31 protein-coding genes and 1 tRNA gene are annotated in these 19,556 nt (G+C 34.8%); 12 read left to right on the forward strand and 20 right to left on the reverse strand.

Annotated features, from left to right (window positions below; all coding sequences use genetic code 11):
• The first annotated feature begins 10 nt into the window (after positions 1-10).
• Both HNQ94_RS07615 and HNQ94_RS07620 read left to right on the forward strand, forming a co-directional pair.
• Complete coding sequence (locus HNQ94_RS07615) at positions 11-1,123, forward strand: GerAB/ArcD/ProY family transporter (protein ID WP_174495777.1); 1,113 nt, start codon at positions 11-13, stop codon at positions 1,121-1,123.
• A 65-nt stretch (positions 1,124-1,188) separates the two neighbouring features.
• Complete coding sequence (locus HNQ94_RS07620) at positions 1,189-1,704, forward strand: CBO0543 family protein (protein WP_174495776.1); 516 nt, start codon at positions 1,189-1,191, stop codon at positions 1,702-1,704.
• Between the two features lie 70 nt (positions 1,705-1,774).
• Here HNQ94_RS07620 and HNQ94_RS07625 read toward each other — a convergent pair whose 3' ends face one another.
• The 10 genes from HNQ94_RS07625 to HNQ94_RS07665 all read right to left on the reverse strand — a co-directional run bounded on the left by HNQ94_RS07625 (position 1,775) and on the right by HNQ94_RS07665 (position 6,090).
• The gene (locus HNQ94_RS07625) at positions 1,775-1,960 is read right to left on the reverse strand and encodes a YjcZ family sporulation protein (RefSeq protein WP_174495775.1); all 186 of its coding nucleotides are present in this window, start codon (positions 1,958-1,960) and stop codon (positions 1,775-1,777) included.
• Between the two features lie 64 nt (positions 1,961-2,024).
• Positions 2,025-2,126 (reverse strand): YjcZ family sporulation protein, encoded by a 102-nt coding sequence (locus HNQ94_RS07630; RefSeq protein WP_174495774.1) that lies wholly within the window; start codon positions 2,124-2,126, stop codon positions 2,025-2,027.
• 379 nt (positions 2,127-2,505) lie between these two features.
• Positions 2,506-2,928: a hypothetical protein gene (locus HNQ94_RS07635; RefSeq protein ID WP_174495773.1), complete on the reverse strand. Its 423-nt coding sequence runs from the start codon at positions 2,926-2,928 to the stop codon at positions 2,506-2,508.
• A gap of 92 nt (positions 2,929-3,020) precedes the next feature.
• Entirely contained in the window at positions 3,021-3,110 is a 90-nt protein-coding gene (locus tag HNQ94_RS07640) for a YjcZ family sporulation protein (protein WP_174495772.1), read from the reverse strand.
• Positions 3,111-3,416: 306 nt separating this feature from the next.
• Complete coding sequence (locus HNQ94_RS07645; protein ID WP_217423877.1) at positions 3,417-3,515, reverse strand: YjcZ family sporulation protein; 99 nt, start codon at positions 3,513-3,515, stop codon at positions 3,417-3,419.
• Positions 3,516-3,633: 118 nt separating this feature from the next.
• Positions 3,634-4,179 (reverse strand): GNAT family N-acetyltransferase, encoded by a 546-nt coding sequence (locus tag HNQ94_RS07650; protein ID WP_174495770.1) that lies wholly within the window; start codon positions 4,177-4,179, stop codon positions 3,634-3,636.
• A gap of 101 nt (positions 4,180-4,280) precedes the next feature.
• Entirely contained in the window at positions 4,281-4,787 is a 507-nt protein-coding gene (locus tag HNQ94_RS07655; protein WP_174495769.1) for a CBO0543 family protein, read from the reverse strand.
• Between the two features lie 107 nt (positions 4,788-4,894).
• Positions 4,895-5,020: a hypothetical protein gene (locus HNQ94_RS19605; protein WP_260400915.1), complete on the reverse strand. Its 126-nt coding sequence runs from the start codon at positions 5,018-5,020 to the stop codon at positions 4,895-4,897.
• 13 nt (positions 5,021-5,033) lie between these two features.
• Positions 5,034-5,900: a permease gene (locus HNQ94_RS07660; RefSeq protein ID WP_174495768.1), complete on the reverse strand. Its 867-nt coding sequence runs from the start codon at positions 5,898-5,900 to the stop codon at positions 5,034-5,036.
• Between the two features lie 13 nt (positions 5,901-5,913).
• The gene (locus HNQ94_RS07665) at positions 5,914-6,090 is read right to left on the reverse strand and encodes a hypothetical protein (RefSeq protein ID WP_174495767.1); all 177 of its coding nucleotides are present in this window, start codon (positions 6,088-6,090) and stop codon (positions 5,914-5,916) included.
• Positions 6,091-6,414: 324 nt separating this feature from the next.
• Here HNQ94_RS07665 and HNQ94_RS07670 point away from each other — a divergent pair, with 324 nt between their 5' ends.
• Both HNQ94_RS07670 and HNQ94_RS07675 read left to right on the forward strand, forming a co-directional pair.
• Positions 6,415-6,840, forward strand: a complete 426-nt coding sequence (locus tag HNQ94_RS07670; RefSeq protein WP_174495766.1) for an OsmC family protein — start codon at positions 6,415-6,417, stop codon at positions 6,838-6,840.
• Positions 6,841-7,010: 170 nt separating this feature from the next.
• Positions 7,011-7,529: a GNAT family N-acetyltransferase gene (locus HNQ94_RS07675; RefSeq protein ID WP_174495765.1), complete on the forward strand. Its 519-nt coding sequence runs from the start codon at positions 7,011-7,013 to the stop codon at positions 7,527-7,529.
• A gap of 31 nt (positions 7,530-7,560) precedes the next feature.
• Here the strand turns inward: HNQ94_RS07675 and HNQ94_RS07680 are convergent, their stop codons facing one another.
• Positions 7,561-8,172: a LysE/ArgO family amino acid transporter gene (locus tag HNQ94_RS07680; protein WP_174495764.1), complete on the reverse strand. Its 612-nt coding sequence runs from the start codon at positions 8,170-8,172 to the stop codon at positions 7,561-7,563.
• Between the two features lie 142 nt (positions 8,173-8,314).
• Between HNQ94_RS07680 and HNQ94_RS07685 the strand changes: the two genes are divergently transcribed.
• Together HNQ94_RS07685 and HNQ94_RS07690 are read left to right on the forward strand one after the other, a co-directional pair.
• Positions 8,315-8,387: transfer RNA gene (locus HNQ94_RS07685), tRNA-Val, on the forward strand.
• A 198-nt stretch (positions 8,388-8,585) separates the two neighbouring features.
• The gene (locus HNQ94_RS07690) at positions 8,586-9,089 is read left to right on the forward strand and encodes a GNAT family N-acetyltransferase (RefSeq protein WP_174495763.1); all 504 of its coding nucleotides are present in this window, start codon (positions 8,586-8,588) and stop codon (positions 9,087-9,089) included.
• A 129-nt stretch (positions 9,090-9,218) separates the two neighbouring features.
• Here HNQ94_RS07690 and HNQ94_RS07695 read toward each other — a convergent pair whose 3' ends face one another.
• From HNQ94_RS07695 to HNQ94_RS07725, 7 genes are all read right to left on the reverse strand, one after another.
• A complete protein-coding gene (locus tag HNQ94_RS07695) occupies positions 9,219-10,421 on the reverse strand; it encodes a SpoIIE family protein phosphatase (RefSeq protein ID WP_174495762.1) in 1,203 nt (400 codons plus the stop codon).
• Positions 10,414-11,259: an alpha/beta fold hydrolase gene (locus tag HNQ94_RS07700; protein WP_174495761.1), complete on the reverse strand. Its 846-nt coding sequence runs from the start codon at positions 11,257-11,259 to the stop codon at positions 10,414-10,416. Before HNQ94_RS07700 ends, HNQ94_RS07695 begins: the two co-directional genes overlap by 8 nt.
• 213 nt (positions 11,260-11,472) lie before the next feature.
• Positions 11,473-11,862: a hypothetical protein gene (locus HNQ94_RS07705; protein WP_174495760.1), complete on the reverse strand. Its 390-nt coding sequence runs from the start codon at positions 11,860-11,862 to the stop codon at positions 11,473-11,475.
• A gap of 6 nt (positions 11,863-11,868) precedes the next feature.
• On the reverse strand, positions 11,869-12,261 hold the full coding sequence (locus HNQ94_RS07710; protein WP_174495759.1) for a hypothetical protein: 393 nt from the start codon (positions 12,259-12,261) through the stop codon (positions 11,869-11,871).
• Complete coding sequence (locus HNQ94_RS07715; RefSeq protein ID WP_174495758.1) at positions 12,254-12,442, reverse strand: hypothetical protein; 189 nt, start codon at positions 12,440-12,442, stop codon at positions 12,254-12,256. Before HNQ94_RS07715 ends, HNQ94_RS07710 begins: the two co-directional genes overlap by 8 nt.
• Positions 12,443-12,489: 47 nt before the next feature.
• Positions 12,490-12,720, reverse strand: a complete 231-nt coding sequence (locus tag HNQ94_RS07720) for a hypothetical protein (RefSeq protein WP_174495757.1) — start codon at positions 12,718-12,720, stop codon at positions 12,490-12,492.
• 21 nt (positions 12,721-12,741) lie between these two features.
• Complete coding sequence (locus HNQ94_RS07725) at positions 12,742-12,969, reverse strand: hypothetical protein (RefSeq protein WP_174495756.1); 228 nt, start codon at positions 12,967-12,969, stop codon at positions 12,742-12,744.
• Positions 12,970-13,104: 135 nt separating this feature from the next.
• Between HNQ94_RS07725 and HNQ94_RS07730 the strand changes: the two genes are divergently transcribed.
• Together HNQ94_RS07730 and HNQ94_RS07735 are read left to right on the forward strand one after the other, a co-directional pair.
• Positions 13,105-13,353 (forward strand): hypothetical protein, encoded by a 249-nt coding sequence (locus HNQ94_RS07730; protein ID WP_174495755.1) that lies wholly within the window; start codon positions 13,105-13,107, stop codon positions 13,351-13,353.
• 11 nt (positions 13,354-13,364) lie between these two features.
• Complete coding sequence (locus tag HNQ94_RS07735; RefSeq protein WP_174495754.1) at positions 13,365-13,670, forward strand: hypothetical protein; 306 nt, start codon at positions 13,365-13,367, stop codon at positions 13,668-13,670.
• Between the two features lie 125 nt (positions 13,671-13,795).
• Here HNQ94_RS07735 and HNQ94_RS07740 read toward each other — a convergent pair whose 3' ends face one another.
• Positions 13,796-14,308, reverse strand: a complete 513-nt coding sequence (locus HNQ94_RS07740; RefSeq protein WP_174495753.1) for a hypothetical protein — start codon at positions 14,306-14,308, stop codon at positions 13,796-13,798.
• A 186-nt stretch (positions 14,309-14,494) separates the two neighbouring features.
• On the opposite strand from HNQ94_RS07740, the gene HNQ94_RS07745 reads away from it, so the two are divergent.
• Entirely contained in the window at positions 14,495-15,310 is an 816-nt protein-coding gene (locus tag HNQ94_RS07745) for an alpha/beta fold hydrolase (protein WP_174495752.1), read from the forward strand.
• Between the two features lie 138 nt (positions 15,311-15,448).
• Positions 15,449-16,636 (forward strand): LL-diaminopimelate aminotransferase, encoded by a 1,188-nt coding sequence (locus HNQ94_RS07750; protein ID WP_174495751.1) that lies wholly within the window; start codon positions 15,449-15,451, stop codon positions 16,634-16,636.
• A gap of 177 nt (positions 16,637-16,813) precedes the next feature.
• On the opposite strand, the gene HNQ94_RS07755 is transcribed toward HNQ94_RS07750, so the two are convergent.
• On the reverse strand, positions 16,814-17,677 hold the full coding sequence (locus HNQ94_RS07755; RefSeq protein ID WP_174495750.1) for a LysR family transcriptional regulator: 864 nt from the start codon (positions 17,675-17,677) through the stop codon (positions 16,814-16,816).
• Between the two features lie 128 nt (positions 17,678-17,805).
• Between HNQ94_RS07755 and HNQ94_RS07760 the strand changes: the two genes are divergently transcribed.
• The gene (locus HNQ94_RS07760) at positions 17,806-18,429 is read left to right on the forward strand and encodes an HAD family hydrolase (RefSeq protein ID WP_174495749.1); all 624 of its coding nucleotides are present in this window, start codon (positions 17,806-17,808) and stop codon (positions 18,427-18,429) included.
• Between the two features lie 22 nt (positions 18,430-18,451).
• On the forward strand, positions 18,452-19,084 hold the full coding sequence (locus tag HNQ94_RS07765; protein WP_174495748.1) for an HAD family hydrolase: 633 nt from the start codon (positions 18,452-18,454) through the stop codon (positions 19,082-19,084).
• Positions 19,085-19,556 lie beyond the last annotated feature (472 nt).

A 19,556-nucleotide genomic window follows, 5' to 3' on the forward strand; every position in this document is an offset into this window, starting at 1 on the left:
GAGGGATTAGATGATAGAAAAAGGGAAAATCAGCATGAGACAATTTACAATTCTTGTTTTCATGTACACATTAGGTACCTCTGTCATCTCTCTTCCTTCCATATCCACTACTTTTGCCCATGAAAATGGTTGGATAGCTGTATTGATGGCGAGTATTATCGGTATGTTACTCGTTTTTATGTATATCATCATTTCCAAACTAGATGAAAAGAAAAACCTATTTGAATTAGCGGAATGGATTTTTGGGAAATGGATAGGCAAGGCAATATCAGCTCTTATTCTTCTGTTTATTTTATTTTTAACAGCCGGAAACTTGAGGCAAATTGGTGATTTTTTATCTACCCAAATTATGACTGAGACGCCTATACAAGTGCTGATGGTCATGTTTTTGCTAACAGCACTATTTGCAGTAAAGCTAGGCTTGGAAGTTACAGCAAGAACATGTGAAGTATTTTTCCCATACGCCTTCTTTGCCCTTCTTGCTTTGCTTGTAATGGTTACACCTACAGTTGACATTACGAAAATCCAACCAATTTTACAAAAAAATATGGTTGGGACGTTTGAAGCAATAGTTCCATCCTTAGGAACACCCTTTTTAGAATTATTTATTTTCATCGCTATTTTACCGTATGTAAAAAAACCAAAGTCGGCTAGAAAAGGATATTTGATTGGAGTAGGACTAGGTAGCTTCTTTTTGGTGGCCATTACTTTCATGTGTTTAACTGTTTTAGGTGCAGATTTTACTGCTAGAAACTTATTCCCAACTTATGTATTAGGGAAAACAATTTCTCTTGTTCAATTTTTAGAAAGAATCGAAATTATAGTGGCAATTGCCTGGTTTTTTACTATTTACTTCAAAATAGTACTTAATTTTTATGTTTTATCGCTAGGAATGAGTCACTTTTTTCAACTGAAAAAGACACACACTCTTTCCGTTCCTTTAGCTTTTTTTATAATTGTGCTTGCCACAATAAATAGTCCCAATATCATTTACTATTTAGACTTTATTTTATATTACTGGGCACCATTTGCAGCTGTTTTCGGTATACTGATTCCTGTTTTAGTTCTAATTGTTGGAAAGATCAAAGTTCGTAAAAAGGATAATATAACTAAAACTGAATGATAATAGTTAATAAGAGATTTTTTCGCCCGTGAAGTCGTAATTGTAAAAATGAAAGAGGTAGTGTTATGCATGTGGCAACTGCGCTTTTTGTTCTATTTGCAGTTTGGAAATGGGGCGATTGGCGAAACTGGGAAAAATATCATACGACAATGTTATATTTTGCAGTCGGAAATCTGTTGTATAACTTTTTGACGGCTAATTATTTTTTGTGGCGACTTGATGCCGATTTTCTCTCTAATCATACGGTCACGGAAATATTATATACGCTAATTATTTTTCCTGGAACTGCTATGCTTTTTTTATGCAATATGCCAAAAGATAAGCACAGGCGTAACATTCATATTATAAAGTGGATTTCCATTTATGCTCTTTGGGAGTTGGGCTTTGTATTCACCAAGAGTATCGAATATCAATATGGATGGACCTATTGGTGGTCTGTGAGTTTTGATATTTTCATGTTCCCGATGTTATTGTTACATCACAAAAAGCCATTAATTGCATACTTGTTATCCATTCCAATTGGTATCTTTTTCTTGTGGTGGTTTGACGTCCCTGTCCATCTACCAGTGGAAGACCGGTAATGCTTTTACTCCTTGTCCATCTTAATAGCATATAAAGAGGCCGCTAAGTGCGGCCTCTTCGTCATCTATTTTAATAATTTACATAAGATGCGCCAATGATGATTAGAAGGATAAACAACACAACGATCAACGCAAATCCGCCGCCTGTGCCATATCCTGCAACTGGTGCACCATAGCCATATCCTGCAACTGGTGCTCCATAACCATAACCGTAACCACAGCCGCCGAATTGATTATATCCGTAACCGAAACTCATAGAGTTTACAGTCCTCCTTCTAGTAAAGTTTGTTTTCTTTCTTATCCTAATTTTTAGGCAGACTTTAGTAAGCTGCTGTGCCGTATCCGCCAGCACCAACGATAATTAACAAGATAAACAATACAACGATTAACGCAAATCCACCAGTGTAACCGAAACCTGACATACTAAAAATCCCTCCGTTGATGATATTTAGTAATAGCTAACTAACTATTACTTTACTAATACCTTATGTCCATAAGGAAATAGTGTATAGGGCAAACGTTTAGTTTTGGCAAAGTTTTTTTAAAAAAACTTTTTCATTGCTTAGGAAATTATAAAATTTCGGCTTGTGGATAAGTTAGTTGCACGGTAGAGCCACGTCTAGCTCAAGCACCTACCCCCTCGGGACATAAGTCAATCCCTTCTGTGGCATAAACCTCCACGGCAGGTCTTGTCTTATGCCTGCCTTAGGCTGAGAAAGGCGCTTGCGCTTTTGTACTTTAATAAAAGAAAGAAAAAAGGAAGAGCCCAGATCAGGACTCTTCCTAGTTAACTAAAGATCATTAAAATCCAAAGTCGTCATCAAAATCGTAACCGTATCCAGGTCCAAACCCAGCACCTGGTCCATAGCCATATCCAGGTCCAAATCCAGTACCAGGTCCAAACCCAGCACCTGGTCCATAGCCGTATCCAGGTCCGAAGCCTGCACCTGGTCCATAGCCATATCCAGGTCCAAATCCAGTACCAGGTCCAAACCCAGCACCTGGTCCATAGCCATATCCAGGTCCAAATCCAGTACCAGGTCCGAAACCAGCGCCTGGCCCATAGCCGTATCCAGGTCCAAATCCTGTACCAGGACCAACAGCATTATCAAATAATGCACCTGCAGCAGCACCTGTTAAAAATGGTACAGCAGCTCCTCCTAGGACTCTTTGATTGCCTCCAGCACCATGTACTTGGTGATATTGTGGTTGATTTTTATACATGATCATCCTCCTAAATTATGAAATAATTTATGACAACTATAGGAGTTCCAGATAATGCTGGAACTCCGTAAATTATCTATAAAATGAACTTATTAACAAAAAGCTGTACCAACGATAATAAGAAGGATAAACAGCACTACAATCAATGCAAATCCACCAGTGTAACCGCCTACGTGTGACATATAAACAATCCCTCCACTCGTTAGTTTTTTGAAATAGCTTTTTAACTATCTCTACTCTCAATGTATGTACCTATGATGTTTGTGTATAGGACAAATGACTAGATTTTGATAATTTTTTAGGATTTTAACCATCATACATATACCTAATGATAAGTTTCATGTGTCATGAATCTTTTCCATCGCTGAAAGAATCGTCTATTTGATAAATATAGGTAGTAAATATGGATGTGCTATTAAAATAAAAAAGAAAAAAAGAGGCTACCCGTTCAGGTAGCCTCCTTGATTGATCGAGATTATTGAGTTAAATTAATAACCAACATATGCAGCCCCAACAATAATCAATAGAATAAACAGCACCACGATTAATGCAAAGTTATTGTTGTAAGTGTAACCCATACTGAGCATCCCTCCGTTGGTTAGTTTTTGATAGTTTTTATTAACTATCTACTTATACCATATGTAAAGATACCTAGGTTGTTCTAGGTCAAATGACTATTTTTCATTTAACCCTAGCCTTAATCTTTTATTGTTTTTTCCAATCTGGACGGATAAGGGAAAAAATAAAAGCATCATTGGATTTGTTATGTTGATATAGGTAACCCCTAAGTAGTCCTTCCTTTTCGAACCCAATCTTTTCTAGCATTTTCCATGACGGTTTATTTTCTGGGTATGTAACGGCAGCAATCCGAAAAAGATCAAACTCCTCAAACCCATAATTAATTATTTCTTTTAATGCTTCGGAAGTATATCCATTTCTCCAATAATTAGGGTGAATTTCATATCCCACTTCTGTACGTTTGTTTCGGATCATTAAATTATTAAAACCAATCGTACCGATAAACGTATTGTTTTCCTTTAACACAATTGCCCAACGCATTGATCGCTTCGTTTCAAAACCTGCCAGAAAGGAATTGATAATGTTTTCTGCCTGTTCTAGGTTTTCTAAACTATCCATCCCATAATATTGCGTAACCTGATCCAGTGACATAATGTCAAAGTAAGCTTGAATATGATTTTCACCAATTTCCATTAACCGTAAGCGCTCTGTTTCAAGTACTGGAAACCCCATTATGTTCCTCCTCTAGTTTGTCTTTGTATTTTAAATATGCTGCTCGTTCCCGGTTTAGTCAACATATTTTTCAAATAGAATGTATAAAAAATGAGAGCTAATCATTTCATCTTATTAATATCCACATTAAAAATGAGGCATAGGGTGATAATTACTCCAATAGAAAGAATCCAGGCTACTATAGGTCTTTTATGGTGGATAGGTAAAGTAACAAAAATGATGACATTAAATAACATGGACCATACTAAATTCCAACCATTATAGTGATAAATATGGGACAAGGTGAGGTTAATATGTTCAATAACTCCGAGTAGGCAAGACCAGAGGAAAATCCACCCAATAATTTTGACCTTTCCTTTTGGAAAATTCCCCAAATATATTAAAACGATTGCAGGATAAATGAAAGCAGCTTTAGCGACATTAATTAATGTATGGTTTGGCAAAAAAATATCTGTGAACTCCCACATTGGCTGCTGATAAAGTAAAAAATTATATAAGAAATCACCAACAATGAAAAATAGCATGGTTGGATAGTAGGAACGCCAATTTTTAGTGTCACCAAATAAAAATGCTAACACAATAAATAAAAGGATAGTAAATGAATGCATGGAATCACCTTTTTACATTATCTGTAAATTAATATTAACTATTATATCCAAATAATTACAAAATAACAGAAGAGCTAAACCAGTTTGGCTTAGCTCTCCTAATATGACTAGCAGCAGGATACACAACATGTTTGTTCTTCCGTTTCTTCTTCTTCATTTTTAATTTCTTCTATAATGATGTTGCAACAAGCTGCATCCTCTTTATTTGGCTTTAAAGATATGTTCCATTTCATTTTTCTCACCTCCTTAAATTAGGTAAAAGATAAACCCCGATATTGATGCCATCGTAAAGACAGATAATACAAAAGTAATGACGAGCTCTTTTTTGAAAATGGACTTAAGTAAAATAATTTCTGGTAAACTAGCACCAGCAGAGCTGATGAGTAAGGCCATAACGGAACCTAATGCCATTCCTTTCATTATTAAAACTTGTGATATTGGAATCATACTGGATAAACGGATGTAAAGTGGAATTCCTACTAGAGCGGCTAAAGGCACCAGCCACCATTTGTCCTCTCCAAGTACATTCACCATCCATTCAGTCGGTACTAAATTGTGTATACCTGCTCCAATCGCTGACCCTAGTAAGAGAAAGGGGAATACCTCTCGAATTAGTGCCCAAGTCTCTTTCCAAGCTTCCTTCAAATTAAAGGAATTTGACACTTCCTTATCATTTTTCATCACAACCTTTTTCACAGACTTTTCAAATCCAAGTGCCTCTAATGAAAGCCCGATTATAATGGAAAGAAGGGAGGTAATAATCACATAAATGATCGTTACCTTCCATCCGAGAATTACTCCCATAATGGTTAAAATAGTTGGATCTAGAACAGGTGATGCGAATAAAAAGACCATAACAATCCCAAAAGGTAATTTTTTCTTCAGCATGTTTACAACGATAGGAATGGTCGAACAAGAACAAAATGGTGTTAAAAAGGCAAAGAAAACAGCAATAAAGCTAGCCATTAGTTTATTTTTCCCTTCCATTTTTTGAACAATTTTCTCGAATGGAACAACTGCTTGCAAAAAAATTATTAGGAAGGAAATAAGGACAAACAGTGCTGTTAACTCTATAATTAGAAATAAAAAGCCATGTAAAAACTCCACCCACATCTTTTTTCACTCCTTAGCAAGCGCAATTGCATGATTGCTGGATTACAGCTTTTTTGTGTTCTTTGAATTTGAAGCGGTGTAAAAATGGAACCTTTTTTGTTTGTATACTAACCTTAGCTTGGCGAATTCGCTTTATTTCTTGTTCCATTTCCATTCTTTTTATTTGTGCCAATAACTCTGTTTCTAACATCTTAAACCCCCCTTTAATTTCATTCTGTTGAATTAATCAAAAAAAATTGATTAATTGGATAAAAATAAAATCCATTGAATGGAGTAACTATTAGTACTTTTGTAGTTATTTACTGTTCCATTTTTTGCTATATGTATTAATCAAATTGTTTTGATATTTAAAATATATGCTAAAGTTTTCCTGCTGTCAATACATTTAATCAAAAAAAATTGATTTAATGTATTTAATCTAATAAAGGAACGGTGCGAGCAGAAATAGTGATTTTTTTGAAAAATTAGGTAAAAATAGGCGGTAGTATGATAAATAAAAGGAGATTAAACGGTTATGGAATTTACAGTTAAATGGAATGAAAAAATGGCTTTTTCAGGACAAACACCATCTGGACATGAGGTGAAGATGGATGCTTCACCTGAGGTTGGAGGAGAAAACACAGGTGCAAGGCCAACAGAACTATTGTTAAATGCTGTAGCTGGTTGTACAGGAATAGATATCATTTCTATTCTGAAAAAGATGCGTTTAGAGCCTAAGTCCTTTGAGATGAAGGTTGGGGGAAGCCGTGCTGAAGAGCATCCGAAGCGTTTTACTACCATTCACATTCATTATGCATTAGAAGGAGAGCTGCCAGAGGATAAAGTAGTACGTGCTATTAAGTTATCTAAGGATACATATTGTTCGGTTTCTCATTCCTTAAACGCAGATATTACTGTTAGCTATTCGATTAATGGGGTAGAAGGGAAACAAGCTATATAATTCGAAAATATCCAGAAAAATACCACACACTAATTGTTTAGCTTATCTACAATTAGTGTGTGGTATTTTTTGTATAGAAAGAGAGAAAATTTCTCGATTTGATAATCAGCAGGAAATAATAAAAATCCCTAGAATATAAATCTGAATAAACTTAAGAGGAGAAAACAATCATGGAGAAATTGAAATGTAGAGTAGTGGAAGCAAATCAATTTATGCTGGAAGAAATAAATGATCTTTATTTAAAATGTCGAGAACATTTAATTCTTAATGGTATATTCCAGTGGGATGACAATTATCCAAATAAAGAGTATTTCCAATACTGCATAAGTGAGAAAATATTGTTTGTGTTAATGGAAAATGAAAAAATGCTCGGTCACGTAGTAATGAATGAGTGGGAATCGAGCGAATGGGAGATTATTTCTTGGGAAGAAGCGAATCCAATTGTTATCCATTCTTTAATGATTGATCCATCTTTTCAAGGAAAAGGATTGGGGAAGGAATTCGTCTTGCTCTGTGAAAAAATGGGGAAGAAAAGGGGCTATAGCAGTATTAGGTTAGATGCTTTTTCTGGAAATAAGAAAGCCCTATATTTATATAAAGTGTTAGGTTACGAAGAAAGAGGTAAGGTCTTATTCGGGTCCAAGCCTGAGGGATCTCAAGAGTATATTTGCTTTGAGAAAAAACTATAGTGGATGAATAGATTTAGTTAAACATTGTCTTTTAGATGTTTCTGATAACAAGGTAAACAGCTGTACCAAGAACAATAACAGCTGATAATTTATTAAGTGAAAACACATACTTTTCATAATTTTTTACTTGTCTAGTCAATCTACCTAAAAGTGCAAGACCAAAAAACCATAGCCAAGATACTAGAATCGTTGAAAAAGTAAACAACCATTTTTCAGAAGATTCATAGGCTAAGGAGCTTGTGCCAATAACACCAATTATATCTAAAATAGCGTGTGGATTAAGCAATGAAACTGAAGCAGCAAATAATATCTGTTTTTTAGCTGATAAATGATTGGCTTTACTACTATTAATAGTTGATGCTTTCGTTTTCCATAGGGACCAAGCCATATAGATTAAAAACAATATTCCGATGAAGAGAATAAAGGTTTTTAGCCATTCAAAAGAATAGATAATCACGGATAGGCCTGTAATGGCTCCTATAATCATGAGTGAATCGCATAGGGAAGCGGTAACGATGGCTGGTAATGCCTTATAAAAAGAAGGTTGAGTAGCACCTTGATTAAAAATAAAAACGTTTTGTACTCCGAGAGGCAAAATTAGTCCAAATGCTAGAACTATCCCGTGCAAAAATGCTTCAATCATGGAAAATTCCCCTTTAAAAATGATAAGGATATTGTAATCTTTCTTTTATGCTATGTCATCGTAGGCACCTTGCGGGATATTGACAATTCTATTAAACCAAGTTATATTAAATCTTGTCTAAAATATAATATATTCCCATCGTGATTCCGTAGCTCAGCTGGGAGAGCGCCACCTTGACAGGGTGGAGGTCGCTGGTTCGAGCCCAGTCGGAATCATTACCAGTAAAAGCCTTTATTCCTTGATTTCAAGGGATAAAGGCTTTTTTGTTATATTTTTTGTTGGAGGAATATTCTTTGGGAACTTGTGTTATAAATCTTTACGAATAACTTGTTAAGTTGGTCTAATAGGAAAATTGTGATGCTTTGCAGAATGTAAGTTAAGATAATTATTTAGGGAAGAAAGTAGGAAGTAGGATGAATGAAATAAAGATTGAACAAGTTTTTTCAATTAAAAAATATAAAGATCAACTATCAAATATTTTAATACACATTGTACAAACCGGTGCATCCATTGGATTTCTACCACCATTAAACCAAACAGATGCTAAAATTTATTGGGATAATGTAATGAGCGATGAAGTAATTTTATTAATTGCAAAGGTAAATGATCATATAGTAGGAACTGTTCAAATTCATTTGTGTAAGAAGCAAAATGGAAGCCATAGAGCCGAAATTGCGAAATTAATGACACATCCCAACTATCAGCGTAAGGGAATTGGCAAACTGTTAATGGATGAAGCTGAAAAAGTTGCAAAACAATATCAACGGACATTATTAGTTCTAGATACGAGGGAAGGGGACATTTCCAATCATTTATATCTATCATTGGGGTACATAGAAGCAGGGAAAATACCTAACTATTCTATCTCGATGAATGGTAATTTATCAGCTACTGTCTTTTACTATAAGCTAATCTAAATTTAGTGAAAATCCACAGTTTAAGAAAAGAAATGTAATGATTGACTCCTTCACTTCATTGAAAATCATAAAAGCTAGTATCCTTCCTTTTTATTTGAAGGATACTAGCTTATTTCTGTTTGATTGTTGTTATTTTAAATCCATTAAAATAAAACACTGATCATCATTTTTATAATATTCTTCACCTTCACGTTCAAGTGATTCCATAAGCTTATCTTTCAGAGTTTTTAAAGAATCAGCAGTATATGCTTTAAGTATATCACTTAAGTGGCCATGCTCTAACGGTTCTGAAACACCGTCTGTATAAAGGAGGATTCTGGCTCCCTGTGTGTAAGTGAATTTTGTCGTTCTAAATTCAATTCCTTTAAAAGATCCTAGTGGTGGAGTGGATGATTGAAGTTCTTTTAGCTGACCACTAGTTTCAACATATAATGCCGGTGGATGACCTGCATTAATATACTCGATTGTTTGATTCTCTGTATCTACAAAAAGGTAAATAGCTGTGCAATAATGCCATGCTTCCTCGTTGTTATCAAAATAGGAGTGTAAATGGTTATCTAGTTCCTGTATGACTAAATCGGTGGCAACGCCTTTTGTAATTAATCGTTGAAATAATGTTTCGAGGGACATTGTAATTAATGCTGAAGAAATACCATGTCCCATTACGTCTAATAATATAATTCCATACTGGTATTCGTTTATTTGATAGAACCCATATATATCGCCAGACAACTCACTGGAAGCCTTATAATGAGAATCAATTTGTAAATGGTGATTATCAAATGCTTTGGTAAGGGTTGTTTCTTGTATTTTTTTAGCTAATTCTAATTCCTTTTTTGTTTCCTTTTTATACTGATGATTTTCTAGATTTACTTTTAGTAGTTCCTCTTGTTTTTCTTCTAACCTTTTAAGGGTCAACTTCAATTGAGCGTTGAGTTCATTTTTTTCGGTTAATCTTTTCTCTGCTATTTTTTTTGCCTCAAGCAATTGGTCTATGTATTGATTTCTTTTCGTTATAGGTACGACATTACACAACATTTCTCCATTATGAAGAGAGTTTGCGTAGAGTAGAACGGGTATAATTTTTCCGCTTTTAGACTTTAACTCAATATACAATTCTTCTACTCGATTTTTTTCTGTGATGAGTGGATAGAAATGAAGTTGGAAGAATGCACTAGAAGAGTTGGAAAAGATGGTATGAACAAATTTACCAACCAATTCAGCTTGATTATAGCTAAGGATGTTTAGCAAGGTCTTGTTGGTAGATAAAATAAAGTAATCTTTAGAGAGTCTAAAAAAACCGCTAGGCATTTGGTCAAGGTGCTCATTCATGTTCCATACCTACCTGTTCTATTGGGACTTTGGTTTGTTCGTTAATGTATTCTTTTATTAGTTTTACGGTTTTCTCCGGATGGCTTAAATGTGGACAGTGCCCAATTGAATTTGAATATGTAATGGTAGCATTGGGAAGATTTACTTTCATGTATTCAGCTACGGAATCTGGAACAAATACATCATTAGAACATTGAATAATAAGTGATGGAACAGTTACTTTAGGTAAAAATGGCCGATTATCCCCAAAGAAAATAACCTCTGCAAATTGTCGAGTAATAGTGGGATTATTAGCATAAAAGCGATCTTCTATATCCATTGTGACATCAAGGCGGTTTGGGTCGTTTGTAATCGTTGGGGCTATGTTACTTACCCATTCCAAATAATTTTTTTCCATCATATCGATTAAGTGATCCAGATCATCTTTATCAAATCCTCCATAATACGTAGGAGGTTCATTTAAAAAGTAGGGAGAAGGACCGATTAATACCAATTTGGAAAAAAGTTCAGGACGTTTTGTTGAAGCTAATATGCCAATCATACTTCCAATAGAATGGCCAACAAAAATAGCATTGTTTATTTTTAATTCATCAAAAATTTCCAATAAATCAGATACATATCCAGATAAGGTACTGTATTTTGCCTGATCATAAGCAGCAATATCTGAATCACCAAAACCTACGTAATCATACTGAATAATTTGAAAATCTTGTTCAAATGAGTTAGAAACCGACGACCAAACGGTTTGATCGAAACCGAATCCTGAGGCAAATATAATGGGTTGTTCACCTTCACCTTTAACCGTAACGTTATTTCTAGTTAGGACACTCTTTGCCATTATGAACTCCTTATTCGCGTGACGTACAAAACAATATTTATAATTCTTATCATAACATTTACTTGGGAGGTATGTTATCTGAAAAGTGGGAGAAGAATGCTTTTTTATTAAAAACACGTCGCAAATGAAGGGGAAGGCTTGGGGGATTATTGGATTATTCTATGTAGAGGGTGTCTGAATCCTTTATGTACTAGGATTTCAGCCCCTTTTTAATTAACTTTCGTCAGATTCATGATCATTCTCTTGATTATTATGTTTCTCGATCATCTCTATAACCCAATCTGGTAATTCACCTTCATCTTCTAGAATCATATCCATTAAGTACTTTAAATTCATTTGAGACTTTAAATCATGTATATCATTATTATTTCCATCTATTGTTCCTAGCCCTTGATTGTGCTTTTTATAGCCTTTAAAGTTAGTAGGATAGTTATTGCCAAAGTTAATGGCACTAGCATTTTCTAGTGTTCCCACCTTGAACTCGTTAAAAGTAAATACAGGAGAATACGGTGCAAAACTATTTTTTTTATCTGTTTCTTCCTTATCATCTTTGTTTTTGTTCTTAGGATTCTCCCTGTCAGCACGTGTATAATCATTATTCATAAGAAATCACACCCTACCAAAATAATACTCGTCAACTTCCTTATTATTAACCTTTACCACTATGTCTTTATCTGATTTCTTATCATTTTTATTTTTCTCTTTGTCTTTTTTCTTTTGTTGGCTTTGGTTTTTTTCTTTTTTCGGTTTCTTTTTAACCATTTTATCCTTATGACTTGTTTCATTTAGATTATTGCCAAAGTTAATACTCCCGCTATTTTCCTTAACATCCACTTTTTCGAAATTAAAATTTATTGGAACATCTTGAAGGTCCGATAAGTGAATATCAGCTTTTTCTATATTAATATTAATTATAAAATCTTTAGAATGTTCCCTTATTTGTTGAATCAAATCCTTAAGTCGGTAACTATCCATTTTTTGTACTTTATTTTTCTCATTCATGTTTAATCAACACGTTCTCCGTTTTCGTCAGTAGATTATCGTCACCTTCTATTTTGCCTAATCCATCATTCACAATTGAAATTCCTTTAAAATTCGATATTTTGTTTTCACCATGAAAAATTCCACTACACTTCGAAATGGAATCTACATCTAATTTTTTAAAATTCATTGATGGTACCATGAGAAGACCTCCATTTAGGTAAGTAGGTTGTGTTTTAATATATTTCGTTAGTTGAATCTTGGATGATCATATTGATCCGGGTCATGTACAATATTTTGATTATAAATCTGTGGTGATTTACTTTTTTTATTCGTTCGAGTTGTTCCAAAACCTGCATTCACTTTTTCTTTGACATTCCACCTATTAGATGAGTTGTTTCCGATAAACACACCTGCATTTGAATCATAATGATTTACATTTATATTATTAAATGAAATATAGCCTGATTGATCTTTCAATTTACTATACCCCTTCTCTTTTCAAGGTTTTATTTGATAGGAAGGTGAGTCTACTGTATCTGGATCGATAACGATATTTTTATTATGATGAGTTGTGTTGTTGTTTCCTGAAATCGATCCTAAACCATGGTTTTGTTTGCTAAACATACGCCAAAGCGACTGATTATTATTTCCAATGAATATGCCTGCATTCGATTCGATCACATTTACATTTATTTCGTCAAAAGATATCGAAGGGTTCTTTTTCATAGGTCACTCTCCCGATAATATGTTACATACACCACTATATGTTACGATTGCCCATATCGTTACGCCATACTAACAAGTAATAAAAAGTTACATACAATAGCTATTATGAAAAACAAAGAAGGTGAGTGAATTCTCATGACAGCACCTATCGTTTTTAACATGATAAATGTAAATGGGGTAGAAAGTCTTGGCGGTGTTTTTATAGGGGATACTGCTGCAAATGGTTGGGAAGTACATGAAAAACTTAATCAAAGTCAAGGAATGAACTTTGCAGGGTTTGGAGGATCTATCCCAGTAACAGGTAACTTCAACTATATTAATGATCCGGACGCTGTTGAGAACCCACATAGTGAAGTGGAAAATCAACCAGCTAACGTTGTTTAACGGGTGATTAGATGTTTAAAAATAATAAACCCAATTGGAATGAGTTTGATCAATTTTTTTCTAATTTTAATCCATTTGTAGAAGCAAGTAAGATACCTAAAGAGGATATTGGACGTTATCTTGATCACTTAAAGGAAAATTATAGTGAAGTAGGAATGAATACAAGGGAAGAGGATAGCAAGTATTTGATAGAAATAGAACTACCGGAAAATGTTGATCCCTATACGATTAAATATGAACTAATCAATAAATCAAAACCATCAGGAAAGAACTTGACAACTATTATAGTAACCCTTCCAAAAATAAGTGAACAATAAAAGTTATTAACAGAACTAATTATAATAATAAAAATTTGTAAGACAGTCATTAATGATCTGTCTTGCATTTTTTTATTGTTAAGTTTAAATCCCACCTTATAAAAGGTGGGATTTTTAAAAAATTATCACTTTCGTTTAAAATGATTAATCAATTTTACTTGTTCTTCCTCATTAGCAGTTGCAGTAACGGACCAACCCATCTTATTTATATAGTCACTGTACATTTTTTCAAAATTAGCTTGTTGCATTGCCATATCATAATGAACTTGCTTCACATTATCGTTCTTCATCATTAATGCTGCTAAAAAGTTGTCAGTTGCTAGAAATTTTGCAGTAGAATGATTTTCTAAAACAATTTTTTTATCTTCATTATGTTGATGTGGGGTAATTAGTTCTAGTTGTAAACGACTAAAGACTTGCTTTAACGGAACTACTTGTTTCCATTGATTATTGTTTGGATCTAATAGAGCTAACATTACTTTTACATGATCTCTCATGATAACTGCCTGGGCATATATGATTTGTTTTAAGTAAGGATCCTTAACCTCTGAATAATAATGTTTTAATTTATGAATTACTCCTTGGTGAGTAGTCAGATGTTCGTTCATTAAGCCAACATCAATAGCAGGTAAAGACATTTTTATCCTCCTTCATATAGCATAATTAGTTATCTACCTACACTATATGAAAAGTTTTTTCTACCTGTTCTTAATATGGTCGTTGGAGTGGGTGGAAGTTATTTTCCATTTATAGTTGATGGACAGACAACATACCTCTAGCTAGGCATATGTTAGTTACGTCAATAAGATAAGGGGTGAATACTAATGGATGATACAGTAAAGCAGGATTACAAAATGAATTATAGTTTTTATCCAGGTCAAAGTGAAGAGGTGGTTGTTTTTATTCACGGTATTCCAACCAATCATCACTTATGGGATCCAATTATTCCATATTTAGAAGGGAAATATAGTGTACTCACTGTTGATTTAATTGGTTATGGGTACTCGGAAAGGGCACCATACCCAGATTTAACGTTACCGAAACAGGCTGAATATATTATCAACCTGCTTGATGAATTAAGGATTCCTAAGGCACACTTTGTTGGCCATGATCTTGGTGGTGGGATTGTGCAAATTCTTTCTGTTTTTTATCCACAGCGTGTAAAAAGTATGGTAGTTGCGGACGGTGTTTGTTTTGCTAATTGGCCACTTCCAAAGGTAGTGTCCATTCGTTACCCAACAGCAGAAGAATTTCAACCATCACCTTTATTTATAGAAAGAATGCTTCGGGAGGGTTTGTATTATCCGCAAGTTCTTAAGCCAAAGGTCTTAACTGATTTACTTTTACCATTTAGTGGGCCTAATGGACCAAGAGATTTACAGCAAGCCTCTCTAGCTTTAAATCATCATCAAACAGAAGATATTGTTCCATATCTTCCGAATATTACTTGTCCAACTACACTACTATGGGGGCAACATGATCGATACCTACCTCCATACTGGGGACTTTTACTTCATCAACATGTTCCTAATTCCAAGTTTAAAATATTGCCTAATAGTGGACATTACTCCATGCTAGATAATCCAAGTTTGTTTGCGAAAGAGCTTCTCATTCATTTAGAGAGTGCAACGAATTACTAAAATAGTCATAGGGGGAACATCAACGTTCCTCCCTTAATGAACTCGCGTTTGAATAAAATGGGTAACATAATTAGTTCCTAGTAGTAAAAAAATTGTTATAATGGACACTAACTTTTACATAATAATGAGGTGTCTAACATGGATATGACGTTATCTCACAAAATGAACCAGTTCAAACCTTCAATTTTTAATGAACTTTCACATTATAAAAAAAGAAAAGAGAAAGAGGGGAACGAAATTTTTGATTTAAGTATTGGAAGTCCTGATTTGCCTCCGCCTTCATTTGTGATGGATGAGTTAGCAAAAGGAGTCCAGGACCCCTCCCAATATGGCTATTCATTAACTGGTATCGATGCCTTTCATCAATCGGTAGCGGTTTATTATAAAAAGGCGTATGAAGTGCAACTTCAAGCAGATCAAGAGGTTTTAATGGTAATGGGTTCCCAAGACGGCCTTGTCCATTTACCGATGGTGATTGTTAATCCAGGGGATATGGTTCTCGTTCCAGACCCAGGATACACAGCTTATGATGCGGGTATAGCTCTTGCAGATGCACAATCTTACTCGATGCCTTTACGGGAAGAAAATCATTTTTTACCAGACTTAGACGCCATACCAGAGGTGATAAGGGAAAAAGCTAAACTAATGATTTTGAATTTTCCTGGCAATCCAGTTCCAGCAGTAGCTACAAAGGATTTTTTTGAAAAGGTTGTTCAATTTGCAAAGAAATATAATATTGTCGTACTTCATGATTTTGCTTATTCAGAGCTTTATTATGGCAAACGCCCAATTAGTTTTTTATCTATAGAAGGTGCAAAAGAAGTTGGTATAGAGTTTAATTCTTTATCGAAAAGTTTTAACATGGCAGGATGTAGAATTGGCTATATTGTAGGTAATTCAACTATAGTAGATGGGTTAAATAGACTGAAATCGAATCTTGACTATGGTGTGTTTTTACCTATTCAGCAAGCAGCTATAAAGGCTTTACAAAATGCTTCTGATTTTAGTGAGGAATTAAGAAGTGTATATAAAAGACGACGAGATGTATTTGTGAAAAGTTTAAAGGAATTAGGTTGGAATGTAGATATCCCGCAAGCATCTATGTTTGTTTGGGCAAAAATTCCTAAACAGCTTCGTTCCACTGATTTTACTTTCCGATTAATGGATGAAACAGGAATAGTCGTTGTACCTGGGTATGCATTTGGAAAAGAAGGGGAAGATTATGTTCGTATTGCACTTACTCAAGATGAAAGTGTTCTGTTAAGAGCAGTGTCTAAACTTAAAGAAAGTGCGTGGTTTACATCAGCACTAACGCGTGAGGCATAAATTTTTAATCATCTAATAAACAGGAAGCTATCCCAAAAATGGGATAGCTTTTCCTATTTTAATGAATTGTAAGGATCTTATCTAGCAAAAAACGATGGTGTGGGAAACGTCATCATTTAAAATTCCAATAAAAATGTAACATAATCAAGGAGCTTTAAAAAAAACTTGGTTAACAGATTATAAAAAATGTTTCAGTAAATCTAAACCTAGCTGAACTGCTTTACTTTGTTCTTGTTTTTTTAAATAAACAAGGAATATTTTATGTGTAGGGGGTTGGCTTGGAAGTTCGAAATTTATTTTTATTAAAGATCCGTCTTTAACATATGGACCTATAATGGATTGGGGAATGAATCCAAATCCGCTACCATCGAGAAGCATTTTTAGAACAATAGATGTCTGATTTATTTTAAAAGCAGGAATGTAGTGATTGCCGATGGTGTTATAGAACCAATTCATAAATGGGTTTCCCCAATCATTTAGAATGAAATCTTTGCTATATAACGTTTCTAGATTTCCTAGATTATTGTATTTTTCCGCACCGGCTAAAACATACTCATCATCCAAGATTGGTTGGGAATGGATCATTGGGTGGCGTGGCTTTGCGTATACAACCCCTACGTGAATGATGCCGTCTAGCACCTTTTGGATTGTATTCTCTGTGGAGTGTGTTAATAGTTCTACTGCTACTTCCGGATTACTTTCCCTAAAAGTCTTCAGGTAGGGATATAGTAGGTGACGCCACACGGATGAGGGTCCTCCGAGAACGAGTCGTTCCTCATATAGTCCTTGTTGTTGCAAGTTCTCCACACTTTTTTCTGCAAGCTCCTTCATACGAAAAGCATAAGGTAAAAAAATTTCCCCTGCAGGTGTTAAAGAAACAGTTTTATTAGATCGATATAAAAGTTGCTTTCCTACTATGTCTTCTAAGGTTTTAATTCGGGAAGTGACCGTTGACTGTGCTAAATGGAGAACTTCTGCTGTTTTAGTGAAATTTTTTGTTTCGGCAACGAGAATGAAAGCATTTAATTGTTCCGTATCCATTTCCTAATCCCCCTTTTAATAATCGATAAAATCGATTATTGTGATAGAAATTATTTGTTTTACAAATGATTATACAGCCAATATGATATAAATCAAACGAAGTCAATTCCAAAGGGGGAAGGAAGTAATTGTATAAATGTGTCATACTCGACGTCGATGGGACCATGTTGAATACGGAGAAAGCTATTATTTATTCTTTACAACAAATGTTGAAAGAGGAATTTAATCGGGTATATTCATATGCCGAATTAACGCGTTCCTTTGGCATTCCAGGAGTGACTTACTTAGAAACATTAGGAATTGAAAATGCAAAGGCTGCTAATGATATTTGGAATGAAATGTTAAAGGACTATCAATCTTTCATGGAAATTTTCCCAGGAATCAGAGAATTATTGAGTAAATTAAAAGAAAAGAACATCCTACTAGGAATAGTCACTTCTAAGACAAGACAAGAGTTAAAAGATGACTTTTTTTCTTTTGGTCTAAACGATTTATTTGATTATGTTGTGTGTGCGGATGACACGACTAAACATAAACCGAATCCAGAGCCAATTTTAAAGTTTTTAGAGGTCTCAAATGTTAATGCTAGAGACGCCATTTATATAGGGGATACAATTTATGACTCGCAATGTGCAAAAGAGAGCAAGGTAGCATTTGGACTAGCCAAATGGGGAGCAATAGATCCGGAAAATATACCTTCCACTTTTAAATTTGATGAACCAAGGCATATTCTGAACCTGTTTGAAAAATAGAAAGTAGAGAAGGGGAATAAATATGATAAAAAGTGTCATTTTTGATTTTGACGGAACATTGGCTAATACTTTACCAATCTGTTATGAGGCATTTCAAAAGGTGTTTGCTAAGTATGATAATAAGACTCTTACAACAGAAGATATTCATGCTATGTTCGGTCCATCAGAAGTAGGTATAATAAGGAAGAATCTTATTCATCAGAATGTTGAGGAAGCGATAGAGCTTTACTATGAAACGTATTTGAAAAAACACAACTCTTTAGTTAATAGAAATAAAGAAATAGAAAATATGTTAAGAACATTGACGGATATGGGGGTGAAACTCGGTATTGTAACGGGGAAAGCGAGAAGAAGCTTAGATATTTCATTACATGCTTTACACATGGATCATTATTTTCATGTGACGATAACTGGGGATGATGTAGTGCATCCCAAGCCACATCCTGAAGGTGTTGAAAAAGCTCTATCATTATTAGAAGTGAACAGCAATGAAGCTGTTTTTGTGGGTGATAGTGATGCCGATATTAAAGCTGGTTTGCATGCCAACGTACATACAGTAGGAGTCGAGTGGTTACCAAATTATGAACCTGTTGCTATTACTACAAAACCCCATGCTATTTTTACAAGTCCAAATGAGTTAATTGATTTAGTATAAAAACATAAATCTTATTAAAAGGGAAGGCTCTTTTCGTAAAGATTGTTGTCATGCGTTTCACAGTTGATGGAAAATGCGACGTAACTTGATATGTGCAAATCCAACCGCTACGGAAATACACTACGCGCACCTTAGGGCTCGCGCTGAGCCTCCTCACTCGCACAGAACGCTCGCTGTCGGGTCTCAACGTCTTCGCTGTCCCGCAGGAGTCTACGTGTATTTCCTTCGCTAAGCATGTGCTTATCTTACTGTGCGGATGAATTGGGAAAAAAGAAAGTTAAAAATAAAGTCATAGTGATAAGTAAGAATTATCTAACATGCCTCTATGGTTTACCACTATTCTTGAATCAGAAAATCAATGTTAGCGTAGGCAGAATACGCAGACTCCTACGGGATAGCACGGTCTGAAGACCCCGCAGCGGTGGTTTTCCGCGAGGAGGCTGAGGCCGTGCCCGTGGAAAGCGAAGTATTC

Origin of the sequence: Salirhabdus euzebyi, from assembly GCF_014207435.1 — a bacterium.
GTDB lineage: Bacteria > Bacillota > Bacilli > Bacillales > Alkalibacillaceae > Salirhabdus > Salirhabdus euzebyi.